Consider the following 13404-nt stretch of genomic DNA (forward strand, 5'->3'; position numbering starts at 1 on the left):
CCAAATCCGCGAGGGGTATGACGCAACCGGCGCAACGTGCCCTCAAAGCCGGTCCAGTGTGATGAAATCTGGTCGTTCAGCTACGCCAAGGCCAGGAATGTCAAGTTCGCCAAGTCAGCCCCGGCCGATGCTGGCGACGTTTGGACGTGGACCGCGATGGATCCAGACTCCGAACTGATCGTTTCTTGGCATGTGGGCAACCGTGGCTCGCACACCGGTACGGCGTTCATGCACGACTTGAAGGCCCAGCTCGAGCCTATTCAGCATGCCAGAGATTGCCGGCATACATCAATCGTCCTCGTCCGGATCCGAATCCGACCGTTCCTCTCAGCTGGCCTGGATTATCCGGCAACTACGACGTCTTCGATCATCCGGCGGTTTGCACCGCCGCGCCTCGAACAAAAGTACACCAATGAGCGGCGTTCCCCGCTATGCACGGGCTTGACCTCGTGGCGGAACTTGCACGTGGTGATAACCACCGTACCTAGCGATGGACGAAATATTTCGGGCTCGCGCCCGGTTGGATATACGACGAACTCACCACCCTCGAAGTCTTTCGCGAGCTGAACAATCACAGAATACTCAAAGTCTGGGTCGCTCTCAGCATCCAAATGAATGCCGACAAAGGACCCAGGCGGCATGCGATGCATTTGGCATCGCCGGACGACGTACTCTGACGATGCTCCGAAGATCTTCTTAAGCACGGAACTACGGTCCTTCCTTTCGAGAAGTTCGATGATCCGCGCTGATGATTTCCCATTTACGTTGCTGGGACGACGGCCGGGGTGATCTGTGCGGAGCCGCCTCACGAACAGATTGTGAGAGTCTCCAGCATCTCCCTGTAGAACCACCTCTTCAGGGATATCTGACTGCAGCTGATTGATCTCCGCCAGGTCGTCTTGGGTGAAGAGCACCCCGGGACTAACCAGGACGGTACCTTTATCTCTTAGCTCGCCTCGGTATTTCGCGAGAGCTTCTTCTATAAGCAGGCTGGATTTATCGTTCATTGTGCACGCCTTTCAGGTTCATTCAACGATTCGAATTTAGGGAAGCCTACTGTATCTGCCATGAGCGGATCGCCTGCTCCCAATTCTCACCGTCGAACTCATCCACTGTGATGCTTTCGATGGTGGTCTTATCCAGGCAGCGAACGTTCACACTGAATCCTGCAGGATTTGACCGCGGCCGGTAAAATGGCTTTACGCCGCAAATCCGACAGAAGGTGTGATGAGCAATATTGCTGTTGAACTTGTATGTCGTTAGGAATTCTTCGCCGCACTCGATTCTGAACTTGTCGCCAGGAACGAGCAGGTGCAGAAATCCGGACATATCGCAGATTGAGCAATTGCAGCTCACTGCAGCTACGTCCTGCGGCGCACGGACGCAAAATTTGACAGATCCGCAGTGGCAGCGACCGTAATGCTCAATCTCGAGCCGATCGTCTCCACCAGGAGAGCCGGATCGAGCGACGTTGCGGCACCATTCCAAGTTGAGGCGGTACGCACGATCGTACTCATCTGAGAAACGGCTATAGGCGTCGATGGGGACCAGTTCGCTGATAAGGCGGCTTGTCATCTCACCATGGTACTTCTCCGCGGGATCCTCTCCACCGACGTGGATTCGGAAATACTCAAGGTCGTCAGAGCGAACATCAAAGGTTTTAACCACACTGCCCCACAGCGCCTGGATCATCTCGGCAGCGTGCAGCTCAAACGCGACCATGTAGGCGCAACGCACTATGGCGTCTGTAGATGACAAGCCATGATACAGCGCTCGCAGGTACCGGCGCGTCGTGGAGCTGTAACTAGGCTGTATCGGCCGGCCGAGCAGCCGCGACGCGTCTCTTCTAAAGAGATTGGCGTGAAAGCTGTCTGTGTCCAGAATATCGGGCAACGCAGCGTTGCCGCCTTTGAGAACGCGACCATGGCCTCCCGTCTCGTCCCAGCAGATGAAATTTGCGACCACGCTGGTTAATTCAACGTCCTTCGGCACGCTTCGATTGCGATGCATTGCATCGAAGATGAGATCGCTTTGTGATCCCGATTGCAGATACGGAAACGCCTGTGACATCGCGAAGTATTCAGGCAGTAGGGTCGCAAGCTGCTCTTTGGACATCTCCGCAGCGAACGGATGGGGGCCGAACCTGGCCCGAGCTTGGTGCACCGGGTGATCGCCGGCTGATAGCCCGGAAGGTTGCTGCATCTTAGAGTGAGAAGCGAGAGACGACGTCATGCGACCCCAACTATGCACGAGAGCTTTCCCTGGATAAGCGGGAAAGACACAAAACAGGAGCTAACCAAGATGGGTGCCTTTCGTTTTCAATAGCTCTGGCGGTTGGCAAGAGATCGTGGTGAGCCAAAGAGACCAGTAGAACGTCGTCCGACATGTGTGCTTGCGGCTGTGATCGCCCGGTCGGCCCATGCATCGCGCGATGCAAGTCCACATGTCTCACGACGTTGTCGCGTTGCAGCGAGTTGCGGCTGAGCTTCGTGGCCAGCGTCTTGGTCAGTTCGACCTCCTTATCGGTGTGCCGCATGTTTGCAGATCGGGACGAGCGGCAGGCAGCAATGTTACTCTCCTATCGGCAGCTTTGCGAAAAGTTGCACGCATGTGAGACGCATTAAGATGAAGGAAAGCGGCGCGCCTCCGCATGCCCTCGCCTCATTCCGCGTTGTAGCATGCTCAGAGCAACCGCCGTGCCAACCCGTCCTCACATTGTAAGACACTGAGTATGCGTTGAAGGTGCGCAACTAACCGATCACGCCAAATGTTTTGAATCCGACAGGATTGATGGGCGGTCAGAAAGTGAACAATGGCGACGGCTAAGAAGCGACGGTTTGCCACTTCCGCTAACCAGAGGTAGTTGAAATCGTGGTGCTCAAAGCGCTGCTCACAGATCACCAACTAGCCCGAGGAATCGGACACATGAACGCACAGTCCACTTGCTGGCGCAGGGGACGCCATTCATGGGGAAACAAGATACGGTGAATTTAGCGCCTGCGCCCTCACGACGAGCAAGAGCCCGATCAGCTTCTTTCACTCATCTGGCGATATGTAGGATGCCCCTCGCCCCAATGAGGCGCTTCGTAAGCCGGCGCGCCGGCTTCACCAGCGACCCCGAGCAGAGCGCGGAAGCCGTGAAACGGACAGAATAGCCGAACCGGAAGCTGAGCTCGTTGAGGCACGCTTGCAGGTGCTGCGGGCTGACGCCGTGGCACGATGAGCAAGTCCAGTTTCAGGAAAACCGGCGACTCGACCTCGGCGATGTTCCACATTCGCCCAATCGAAAATGTCAAAAAGCGAGCGATCGATTGGAGATTACGCCGGCTGGCGGAGATTTCAGAACCTCCTTGAACGCGTCAACTCCGACGCATTCGATGAGCGCGGTGCCATCTTCCCACGTACCCATCTCCATCACATTGGCAACGAGCCTTGACATTCCTTCGGACACGACGATGTCGGGGGGGCGTCCACCAGACGTATTTGGCCGCGAGCCGCAGCATTTCTGCGCTTCGAACAGATTCGGTCATTGCGGCGTCTCCAGTGACAACAGTGGCACGACTTGGTGCGGGTATCAACCGGATAGGTATACGGCGCACCTCGCGGGACAAGGCAGGTTTGCAAGAGGAAAGTAAGAACCCGCAAACGACATCAGTGTTGCGAGAGTGCGCGTATATTGCGCGATATTTGCCTTCGCTGACCGCCACAAGCGTCGCGGCGCCCTCGCAATTCCGTCAATTTTGACAATCTGACGGCATCACGGATCTGAGGCGGATTGCCTTCAATTTGATGGGGCAGCGACGGATATTTCCGTCGCCGCCCGCTTGTAAGGCGCCGCCAATCAATAGCAATTTGTTGGGCATGCAGCTCGCACAGCCGACGAGCACGATTAGAGGAGCGGCCCTGGTGGCGAGCAAGCGGCAAGATTAATCTAGTCGCGCACCTCCCAGTGACAACAGGGGATCCAGATCCCGATAAAAGGTGCCGCTCCCCAAGCGAACTCGTCGCTCGAGAGAGCCCAACCGAAGTTATCGCAGATGTCGCGACAGATGACGTCCGCGGCGCAGCAGCCGACATACGCTCATGCCACCTCCCTCTCCGCGCGGTCCGTCCAATACTCGCTCGACAAACACCTCTATGCGGAGGACCACCTGGTCGAGTGCGGCCTCGCCAAACTGAACCAACTTCGTGGCGGCTAGCCGCCACGAGAGGAAGGCCAAAAAACTATCCGGACGTACCTGCGATCGCGGCCACCGAGACATGGCTGCGACGAACGTTTCGCGGATCAGGCTGGAAGAGCGGCACCCGTCGGGTGCGCGGTGCTTCTCCAATTACCAGATAAACTTGGCGCCGTCCGGCAGTTCGCAGACGAATTCGCCCTGGTTCACGACCTCGGTCGCCCCCGCGGCCAGCTTAGCGGCCCGCACGGTGAGCCTGCCTTCGCGGCTGAGGCTGTGGCGGATGTACTCCGTCACCGGGCGTCCGGAACTATCCAAGGTCTGATGCGCATTGGCAAAGCTAATACCATTCTGGCTGGTCACCCTGAAGGCACTGATTACCAGCCCTCCCTGCGTGGCCGGCCCCGGCTTGCCCCCATCGACGGTGGCACAACGACTGAGGTCCAGGATCAGCTTCACATTCTTGCCGGCTTGCAGTGCACTGAGCACCTCAACGTATTTCGGCGATGGTTCATCGGCCTTGGCGATCGGGCTCACGGCTGCAGCCATAAGCAAGGACAACAGGATCGACAGGCCTTTGCCACTGAGTTGCATACTCTTCTCCTCTACAAGAACCATAGACCACGCAACTGGCCGACTTGCCTGATGTCGTGTTCGCGAACATCCTGGCGGATTCCAAACATCAGGAACGTTCACATTCGGACAGCAGCAGCTGTCGCAGCGGCTCGCAAGCGGTTCTGAACCCTATCGAACGTCACGACTTCGTAGGTCAGGTTTGCGAAGTGACGCTGTCACGCCCGCACCGGTTCCGTGCCCGCCAAATTGCTCGCGACGATCTGGCGCATGCTTGCTTCATCCAGGAAGCCTGCCCGACGCGTTCACCGAGCATCGATGCGAAGCTGCATCCCACCCAAATCGACAGGCGACAGCATGTTGTGCGTAGCACAGTATGCGCGGCGATCATTCAACAAGATAACAAGCGTCTGGCAGATCGCCTGCACCGGTTCGGAGCAATCAGATGATCACGCCGGTTCGGCGGAATTGGGATGCGAAAGGGTTATTCAATTCATTGACGCCGGCGATGTTCGCCGCCGAACCACCAGTTGTCCGCGCTCGCTGGGACAAATTGTGGCCAGACCTGTACACGGAATATGATGCAAGGTATCTGCAGGCAGAGCTATCCAATCGCCACTTGATTGCGACCAGCGAAGCCGAGGCGTTTCTTAATGCCTGGACGGTGGACGAGGAGCGCCACACCAATGGCTTCATCCGCATCATTGAACTGGTCGCTGGTGGATCCGAAAGGGATCTTTGGGAGCGACTGGACGCTCGACCGCATGATTTTAGTCACATCACCGAATTTCTGAAGGACGAATTCGCACTGATGGTCGTGATCGCATTCGATGAAATGTGTACTTGCCGCGCTTACGCTGCGGATAAGGATTTCTATGCCGTATTTCAGAACCAGAGCTTCGTTTGTTGGCTGAGGGAGTTGATCGCCGACGAGGCGGTTCATTCGATGAACGCTGTTAATGTTATCCGTGCCCGCTATCGCGGTCGCGTTCGCGAAGCCGGCGCAATTCTCGATCGCCTGATCAGCGGCGTCGTCAATGATCCGACTTATCGTGGCACCTTCCTTCTGGACTACTTCGGCCGGGTGTACACGAAGGAAATGCTTGCCAGGTGCCGCGCCACGATCCTGAGAAATATCGCAAAGCCGCTCACAGCCGCAGAGCAAGACGAACTGAATCGCCCACCCAATTGATCCCGACGCCGTCGCAGCCCACCAGAGCGCGATGAAAGACACCACGCGCGCAGCCCGCTTGGGCCCGCACAAAGACCGCTCCCCCGAAAGCGAACAAGTCAGATGAACCTGGTCGTCCAAGGCGTCGGCGGACTGACCACGCTCCTGCTTCCATTTCACATCACCTCGTTTTCCCGGATCAGACTTTGTCAGCATCGGATCAGGGATGATCTATCGTCGGTCTTGGCCGTGCCGCAGTTGGCCAGTGTCTCAGCCTATAACGGCAGTTCGCGCGGTGCCGACCTGAAGATCGGATTGCGATCCAGCCTCCCGATAACGGACTATCATGTGCTTGGCGAGCCGGTGACTGTTGACGAGCAAGGCGGTCCAGAAAACCCACCTCCGGCGACGGTGCTTGTCGTTGCGATCGTTCGCCACGATGGGCCTTCTGCCTTGAACGACCAGGTTCCGCTTGTTGTCAGCTCACACGGTCGAAGCCAATGAAGGCGTGGGTTACCTATCTTGAGATGACAGATCCATCGAAGGTCATGAGATTTCCAGCGCCAGCGCTGCCGCTCTCGATTACCGGACGGCGACTTGCTGTGAAGGACTACCTGCGCCTATTCCGTCTGGTCGGGGATCGCGTTCAATGGGACCTTCGCACCAAGGCATCCGAGGCCGAGGTAGCGCAGCTGATCAGCGCGCACGACCTGATGACGCTCGTGCTGCGTGTCAGCGATGTTGCCCGCGGTCTATGTGAATTCCGCCAACAATCCGACCGCGAAGTCGAGCTCCTGTTCTTCGGCATCGATGCCCAACTGGAAGGGCAAGGACTTGGACGTTATTTTCTGTCGAAATGCCTTACAATTGCATGGGCTCGCCAGCCAGGCCGGATTTGGCTTCGGACCGACGAGTTCGACAGTCCGAAGGCGGTGAAGTTGTACGCATCCGTTGGCTTCTCGATTTTCGACCGCCGATATGAGGACATCGCCGATTGATGACGTGAACCTTGGGTTGCACCTGCATATTTGGTGTGCAGCTACGTCATCGACGAGAACGGTCACATCCACGCCGTCCATCACAAGATGCACGATCGCCTTGGAGGTTTGACCTGCTCAGGCAGGCCTGATTCGGCTAAACAGCTTGACGATCGCGCAGCTGCGAGAAGTTTGCGCGGGCGGTCGATGATGTGCGCCTACCAACGGCCAAAGCTGCCACTTCCTCCGCGATTGGTTCCTGACGTAACAGAAAAAAACTGGTCTTGATAATCTGTGTAACCACGCGGCAACCGCCGAAAATATGCCGAAAAGATCAGGCGCTGTCCGACCGGTCGGCAATACCCAATCATGGCAATTCCCGGCCCGAATTACAGCTCGGCCGGCGAGAGGGTCTTCCGCAACCGGCCATTTCAGATGGGAAGGAAACTCGCGGTGTCACAAGCGTCCAATTCGCATGCAACGGCCAAGTCGCGCATCGGCGCGATCTTGCGTGCGACCAGCGGCAATTTCCTCGAGCAGTTCGACTTTTTTCTGTTCGGCTTTTACGCCAGCGCCATTGGGAAGGCGTTCTTCCCCTCGGAGAGCGAAACAGCTTCGCTGCTCAACACCTTCGGCGTGTTCTGGCTCGGCGCCCTGATGCGTCCGGTTGGCGCGATCGTGCTCGGAGCCTATATCGACAAGCTCGGACGTCGGCAAGGCTTGATCGTCACACTCTCGATCATGGCAATCGGCACCGTGATTATCGCCTTCTGTCCGACTTACGCGACAATCGGCATCGCAGCGCCCATCATCGTGCTGGTCGGGCGGTTGCTGCAGGGCTTTTCTGCCGGCGTCGAGGTTGGCGGCGTTTCGGTTTATCTGTCGGAAATCGCAACGCCGGGCCGGCGCGGTTTCTACACCTCCTTCCAGTCGTCCAGCCAGCAGGTCGCGATCTTCGTCGCAGCGATCATAGGCTACGTCCTGAACGAATCGATTCCGGCCGAAACGGTGGCCGCTTGGGGCTGGCGCATCCCGTTCTTTCTCGGCTGCCTCATTATTCCGCTTATCTTCTTCCTGCGAAGGACGCTGGAGGAAACGCCGGAATTTCTGGCCATGAAGAAGCATCCCACGACCCGCGAGGTGTTTGCTTCGGCGCTGGCCAACTGGCGCGTGGTCATTCTCGGCATGATGATCGCAATCCTGACCACGACGACCTTCTATTTCGTCACGGTTTACACGCCTACATTTGGCAAGAGCGTCTTGAAACTGTCCAGCCAGGACGCTCTCTTGGTGACACTCTTGGTTGCCGTCACCAATTTCATCTGGAATCCGATTGGCGGCGCCATTTCTGACCGAATCGGCCGCAAGCCGGTTCTGCTGACCATTGCGGGGCTCGCGCTGGCGACCACCTATCCTGCCTTGTCCTGGCTCGTCAGCGCGCCCTCGTTCGCCAAGATGCTGGCAGTGGCGATGATGTTCTCATTCTATTTCGGCATCTACAGCGGCACCATGTTGGGCGCGCTTGTTGAGATCGCACCGACGCATGTGCGCACCACCTGCTTCTCCCTGGCCTTTGCGCTCGCGGCCGCCCTGTTTGGCACCTTTACGCCATTTGCCTCGACCTGGCTCATCAATCAAACTGACGATAAGGCTTCGCCCGGCTTTTGGCTGATGTTCGCGGCCCTGCTCGGCATCATTGCGGCACTTACGGTCTATCCCGGAACCAAAAAGCCCTCGAGAGTTACGAAGCCGGCGCGGCCCGAACGACCCACCGGGGCTTTGCAGGCCACACCGCGCTAGCCTCAATCGCTTGGCCGTCATGACGGCCCCTGACGCGAATCGTCAGGGGCCGTCTTGGCGGATGGACTCTCGACCCCGCTCGCGATCGCCATCAGCGCACTGCTGGCGCTGACGCCCGCGCCGCGAGGACACGACCATCATCGCGATCATCGACTTGCTCCAGTTGGGATTCGTGGATCGGTATCGCTGGGCCTCTGACCTGACTGTGGCTCGGCTGGCAGGCGCTCCGTTTCACCTCGCAGAGGTCGGCCTCGACCCGGCTGCATCCTCGGCCTGAAACAGAGCGAACTCATTATCAGGGGCCGACGTATCGCGCCACCTTGAAGTGATGTGATGGTATACCACACGCGCTCTGCTGGGGAGACAGTTCAGCGAGCCGTCATGCGATACGAGAATATTCGCGACCCGCGAGCTGCGCTGTACGCACTGAACAGCCCCTTTTGACCAGGGTACGCTCACTCGCCGACAACGCGCTGCTCCGACAACGTGGCCCATCGCCAAACGATCCTGCGGATCAGACATCGCGGACGAGTGTCGCAAGATCGGTCTCAAGCTTTGGCTGGTGCTTGAAAATGGCATCGATCAACGCTTGCGCCGGCTGCTCGGCGGCCTCCACCAGCGCCGCCTTTTCAGCGCGCGCAGAGGGAGCGAACACACGCTTGACGACGGTCGGCGAGCCCTTGAGTCCGCATTTGGAGAGGTCCTCGACGCCGGCGTCCTGCGCGCTCCATTTCACGATTGACGCGCGAGCGGCGCGCAATGCATCGGCCATTGCACCGCGGCGAATCTGGTTGGTCGCCTCGAGCATCGTAATGAGACATGGCAGTTTGGTCTGCAGAACTTGGACGCCGCCTTCGGAGCGTCGCTCCGCTTCGATCGTACGCGCTGTCAAATCCAGATCTCTGATCTTGGCGACGTAGGTCAGCTGCAGGGCGCCGAGCCGCTTGGCGATGCCGGGCCCGACCTGCGCGGTATCTCCGTCGATGGTCTGCTTGCCGGTAAATATGACGTCTGGCGCGCCATATTCCTGACCAATCTTTTGGATCGCAGTCGCCAGCGCGTAAGTCGTTGCCAGCGTATCGGAGCCGGCGAAACAGCGATCGGTAAGCAGAACGGCGCGGTCGGCGCCAAAGGTCAACGCCTTGCGTAACGAATCCTCCGCCGACGGCGGCCCCATTGTAAGCACCGTGATCTCACCGCCGAGTCGATCGCGCAGCTCCAGTGCGGCCTCAAGCGCAAAGAGATCGTACGGGTTGATGATGGTCGGCACGCCCTGGCGCATGATCGTATTGGTGACTGGGTGAACGCGGATCTGCGCGGAATCGGGGACCTGCTTGATGCAGACGACGGTGTGCATGTTGTTCTCCGGAGGCTTCGACAGCCAACGGGAACAGCAAGTGTCGTACCATTGCAGACTCCAAGAATAGATCAATTAATACAGCGACTTATGAGATTCCAGCATAACCAGCACAAGCTCCGGCGACGACAGAACTCCGACATTCGTCGTGGGTGCGACAGCAGGTTCGGCCTGCTTGATGTGGAGTTGACCTGCCAGCTACGGCGCACCATTCAAAATGGAATCTGTGTTGCTGGCGCCAATCCCGACGCTGGTCCGGCAGCGGCAGCAAGGCCGCAGCGCCCAACGGACGACAGGTTTGACGTGGTGGGCCGTTGGTGATCGCGCCGCTTTGGCGGCGCTCGCAGCGTCCAGTTAACTACCTACGGGCAGCCTTTGACGAGCGCTTCACCGCTGCGACTAATCATATGCAGGAGTCCGCGCGAACCCTTGAGCCTTGCTCTGTGCCGACCGCTTGCCTCACTTGATTGCCGTCGCGACGCGCTCTTGCGTTCAGAAGCGCTTGATCTCGACTCCATATTTCCTCAATGCATAGCCAATCTGCCGCGGCGTTAGTCCAAGCAGCCGTGCTGCCTTTGCCTGCACCCAGCCCGACCGTTCCATCGCGGCAATGACGCGCTCGCGATCGGCCGTCTTCCCGCCCGCCACGAGAGCTGTGCCGGCAGCAGGCAGCGGAGGCCGATCATCGCTGACAGGTACGAGCGGCGCAGCCGCTTCAGTGGGCCGCGTGGCCGGCCTCACCGACATTGGCGCAGCAAGTCCCGGTTGGGGCGTCGCCTCTTCCGGCTTGCTCTTCCACAGCATCGCGGAAAGGCATTGACCGTGGCAGCATGCAAAGTCACTCCTGACGATTGAAGGTCCCGGCGCCAGAGTGGCAGTGCGTTCGACGCAATTTTCAAGCTCGCGGACATTGCCAGGAAATCCGCAGTTCATCAGCACCTCAATCGCGCTGGTATCGAACGTCAGCGCGCGGCCGTTCTCCTTGTTGAAAGCGGCGAGAAACTCAACGGCGAGCAGCGGAATATCACTGCGCCTTTCGCGCAGCGCCGGCAGCAGCAGAGGAACCACGCTGATCCGATAATACAGATCGGCGCGGAATTCGTTCCTTACGACCGCCTCTTCGAGGTTCTTATTGGTTGCCGCAATCACGCGAACGTCGACTTTGATGGTCTGATTGCTGCCGAGGCGCTCAAACTCCTGCTCTTGCAGGACGCGTAGTAACTTTGCCTGAAACGAGGGCGAGATCTCGCCGATTTCATCAAGGAACAGAGTGCCTTTGTCGGCGAGCTCGAAGCGTCCCTTGCGCGAACTGAACGCGCTGGTAAACGCACCTTTCTCATGACCGAACAACTCGGACTCCAGCACCGCCTCCGGGAGGGCAGCGCAATTCAGCTTGATGAAGGGTCGCTTGGCACGCGGCGAGAGCTCGTGAATAGCCTTGGCGACCAGCTCCTTACCCGTTCCGGATTCGCCGCGCAGCAGAACCGTGCTGTTAGACTTGGCAACCACGGCAATCTTCTCCAGCAGGCCTCGCAGAGCCGGGCTGTCGCCAATGATGCCCTGAACATGAACCTTCTTACGTTCCCGCGCAGGCGGCTTAAGCTCGAACAGTTGCTTCTGCAGCCGGTCCTTTTCCGTCATCAGTCGCTCGCGGTCACAGGCGAACAGGCGATGCAGCTTCACTGTCTGCCCGACCAGATTGGCGATCATGGTCAGCAGACGCACGTCGTAATCGAGCAAAACGTCCGACCTGTCGTCGAGAATGCGGTCGATGGTCAGGGTCCCGACGACTTTTTCGTCGATGCGAATGGGCACACCGATGAAGGAGACCGGCTGATTGTCGGACGCCCCAAGCACCTCCAGGTCCGCGGCAGTGAAGGCCGGCTCAGCAGCCACATTTTGAGCGACGAGCGGCCTGTCCGTCGCCATAATTTGATCGATCGCCTTCTGTGGCAGACGCATCCGATAACGCTCATCACTGCCTTCGCTCCAGCCGGCTCCGACCGTGATATCCGGCATGCCATCATCGTCGAACAGCGAGACGATGCCGTGTCGCATCTGCACAAACGATTGCAGCAGATCCACGACATTGGTCAACGTGACTTCGAGCCGGCACGGAGCGGCGAGCACCTTCGATATTTCAAAGATGCCGCTCAGCGCGCTCTCGCGCCGCGGCTCAACACAGATCTCGCGGTCTGTCTCTGACTGTGATCTTTCGCGCGCGCAAGCCATATGCAGCATGCGAAGGTCTCCGTTGTTATGATCATCCTGCCTGGCATCTTGTTCGGGTATGCGAGCTTCGTGTTGCATGTCATGCTCAATCTAGCGCCCAGTTTGACCAGATGACATAGATAGATGACATCCTTTCATGGTGCGACAGCAACTTCACAAAGCGTTGATCCGCCATCTTCATGTTCGTGGATCGCTGCACGTTATCGGCGGAGAACGCGAGATCCATTGATCTGCTCAAATCAAGTTATGAATTGCCGGATCCTGCCGGCTACAGATGCTGGCCGCCATTGATCGGCACCTCGGTACCCGTGACATAGCTTGCCGCATCTGAGCATAGGAAGAAGATGACCTTGGCGACTTCTTCGGGCGTGCCTATCCGACGTAGCGGGATGTTTGGCACAAGCTGGGCTTCCGTGTCCGGCGATAACATCTCGGTCCTGATTTCGCCAGGAGCGATCGCGTTCACGCGAATGCCGTGTGGCGCATAATCGTGCGCCATTTCGCGCGTGAGACTTGCAAGCGCAGCCTTCGACGTCGCATAGGCGCTGCCCGCAAACGGATGCACCCGTGAGCCGGCGATCGAGGTCACGTTGACGACCGAACCTGACGCTGATTTCAGCTCGTCAAACAAACCCTGTACGAGCAGGATCGGCGCCACCAGATTGAGATGAAACACCTGCATCCAGGTCTCGATAGACGTCGCCAATGATGTCAAGCGGGTGCCATCTGGTGTCTTCGGTGACATGCCGGCGTTGTTGATCAACGCATTCAACGGCGTCCCTGCAAGTCGCTCCTTGACCTCGGCGATGGCGCGCGGGAGCATCCGATGGTCGCTGAGGTCGGCCTGAACATGATCGTCAGTCCCTGATTCCCATGGGCAGCGGCTGCCATCAAACGGTTGGCGCGCGCAGGAAATGATACGCCAACCCGCGTCCGAAAACAGCTTGGCGGTCGCATGGCCAATGCCACGCGATGCCCCTGTCAGCAACAGCGTTTTCTGTTCTCCCGGTCGGACGCGCGCTTGATCGGCATGAAACGGGCAAGCCACGCCCCTCACCAAAGGCGCGGTGGCTGCCGGATCGGCATTTGCGAAATTGAGATTCAAGCACGCCTCCC

Annotated in this window: 11 protein-coding genes and 2 pseudogenes; 6 read left to right on the forward strand and 7 right to left on the reverse strand. The window is 58.4% G+C overall.

The annotated features are described in order from the left end of the window. Positions 1-30: 30 nt before the first annotated feature. Positions 31-252: pseudogene (locus tag MTX23_RS26105) on the forward strand (IS1 family transposase); the annotation flags it as partial. An 89-nt stretch (positions 253-341) separates the two neighbouring features. Here MTX23_RS26105 and MTX23_RS26110 read toward each other — a convergent pair. The 4 genes and pseudogenes from MTX23_RS26110 to MTX23_RS26125 all read right to left on the reverse strand — a co-directional run bounded on the left by MTX23_RS26110 (position 342) and on the right by MTX23_RS26125 (position 4772). After that, positions 342-1007, reverse strand: coding sequence for a 2OG-Fe(II) oxygenase (locus MTX23_RS26110; RefSeq protein WP_280973078.1), 666 nt, complete (start codon positions 1005-1007; stop codon positions 342-344). Positions 1008-1053: 46 nt separating this feature from the next. Continuing rightward, complete coding sequence (locus MTX23_RS26115; RefSeq protein WP_280973079.1) at positions 1054-2115, reverse strand: GFA family protein; 1062 nt, start codon at positions 2113-2115, stop codon at positions 1054-1056. 911 nt (positions 2116-3026) lie between these two features. Further along, positions 3027-3214: pseudogene (locus MTX23_RS26120) on the reverse strand (hypothetical protein); the annotation flags it as partial. Positions 3215-4331: 1117 nt separating this feature from the next. Further along, a complete protein-coding gene (locus tag MTX23_RS26125; protein WP_280973080.1) occupies positions 4332-4772 on the reverse strand; it encodes a VirK family protein in 441 nt (146 codons plus the stop codon). Between the two features lie 44 nt (positions 4773-4816). Here MTX23_RS26125 and MTX23_RS26130 point away from each other — a divergent pair, with 44 nt between their 5' ends. From MTX23_RS26130 to MTX23_RS26150, 5 genes are all read left to right on the forward strand, one after another. Beyond that, positions 4817-5200 carry a hypothetical protein gene (locus tag MTX23_RS26130; RefSeq protein ID WP_280973082.1) on the forward strand — a complete coding sequence of 128 codons (384 nt, stop codon included), beginning with the start codon at positions 4817-4819 and terminating at the stop codon, positions 5198-5200. Then, positions 5197-5943, forward strand: coding sequence for a hypothetical protein (locus MTX23_RS26135; protein ID WP_280973083.1), 747 nt, complete (start codon positions 5197-5199; stop codon positions 5941-5943). The genes MTX23_RS26130 and MTX23_RS26135 overlap by 4 nt, the downstream gene beginning before the upstream one ends. Positions 5944-6045: 102 nt before the next feature. Then, entirely contained in the window at positions 6046-6426 is a 381-nt protein-coding gene (locus tag MTX23_RS26140; protein WP_280973084.1) for a hypothetical protein, read from the forward strand. Continuing rightward, complete coding sequence (locus MTX23_RS26145) at positions 6423-6920, forward strand: GNAT family N-acetyltransferase (RefSeq protein ID WP_280973085.1); 498 nt, start codon at positions 6423-6425, stop codon at positions 6918-6920. The genes MTX23_RS26140 and MTX23_RS26145 overlap by 4 nt, the downstream gene beginning before the upstream one ends. A gap of 414 nt (positions 6921-7334) precedes the next feature. Next, a complete protein-coding gene (locus tag MTX23_RS26150; RefSeq protein WP_280978198.1) occupies positions 7335-8699 on the forward strand; it encodes an MFS transporter in 1365 nt (454 codons plus the stop codon). Positions 8700-9213: 514 nt separating this feature from the next. On the opposite strand, the gene MTX23_RS26155 is transcribed toward MTX23_RS26150, so the two are convergent. From MTX23_RS26155 to MTX23_RS26165, 3 genes are all read right to left on the reverse strand, one after another. Continuing rightward, entirely contained in the window at positions 9214-10056 is an 843-nt protein-coding gene (locus MTX23_RS26155; RefSeq protein WP_280973086.1) for an electron transfer flavoprotein subunit beta/FixA family protein, read from the reverse strand. A gap of 492 nt (positions 10057-10548) precedes the next feature. After that, positions 10549-12366, reverse strand: coding sequence for a nif-specific transcriptional activator NifA (nifA, locus tag MTX23_RS26160; protein ID WP_280973087.1), 1818 nt, complete (start codon positions 12364-12366; stop codon positions 10549-10551). 190 nt (positions 12367-12556) lie between these two features. Beyond that, on the reverse strand, positions 12557-13348 hold the full coding sequence (locus tag MTX23_RS26165) for an SDR family oxidoreductase (RefSeq protein WP_280978199.1): 792 nt from the start codon (positions 13346-13348) through the stop codon (positions 12557-12559). Positions 13349-13404 lie beyond the last annotated feature (56 nt).

The sequence above is a fragment of the Bradyrhizobium sp. ISRA436 genome, from assembly GCF_029910015.1.
GTDB lineage: Bacteria > Pseudomonadota > Alphaproteobacteria > Rhizobiales > Xanthobacteraceae > Bradyrhizobium.

Bases quoted from the DNA above. Each gene is read 5' to 3' on its own strand.
- MTX23_RS26110 (WP_280973078.1), bottom strand. From the start codon at position 1,007: ATGAACGATAAATCCAGCCTGCTTATAGAAGAAGCTCTCGCGAAATAC.
- MTX23_RS26115 (WP_280973079.1), bottom strand. From the start codon at position 2,115: ATGTCCAAAGAGCAGCTTGCGACCCTACTGCCTGAATACTTCGCGATG.
- MTX23_RS26125 (WP_280973080.1), bottom strand. From the start codon at position 4,772: ATGCAACTCAGTGGCAAAGGCCTGTCGATCCTGTTGTCCTTGCTTATG.
- MTX23_RS26135 (WP_280973083.1), top strand. From the start codon at position 5,197: ATGATCACGCCGGTTCGGCGGAATTGGGATGCGAAAGGGTTATTCAAT.
- MTX23_RS26140 (WP_280973084.1), top strand. From the start codon at position 6,046: ATGAACCTGGTCGTCCAAGGCGTCGGCGGACTGACCACGCTCCTGCTT.
- MTX23_RS26145 (WP_280973085.1), top strand. From the start codon at position 6,423: ATGAAGGCGTGGGTTACCTATCTTGAGATGACAGATCCATCGAAGGTC.
- MTX23_RS26150 (WP_280978198.1), top strand. From the start codon at position 7,335: ATGGGAAGGAAACTCGCGGTGTCACAAGCGTCCAATTCGCATGCAACG.
- MTX23_RS26155 (WP_280973086.1), bottom strand. From the start codon at position 10,056: ATGCACACCGTCGTCTGCATCAAGCAGGTCCCCGATTCCGCGCAGATC.
- nifA (WP_280973087.1), bottom strand. From the start codon at position 12,366: ATGCAACACGAAGCTCGCATACCCGAACAAGATGCCAGGCAGGATGAT.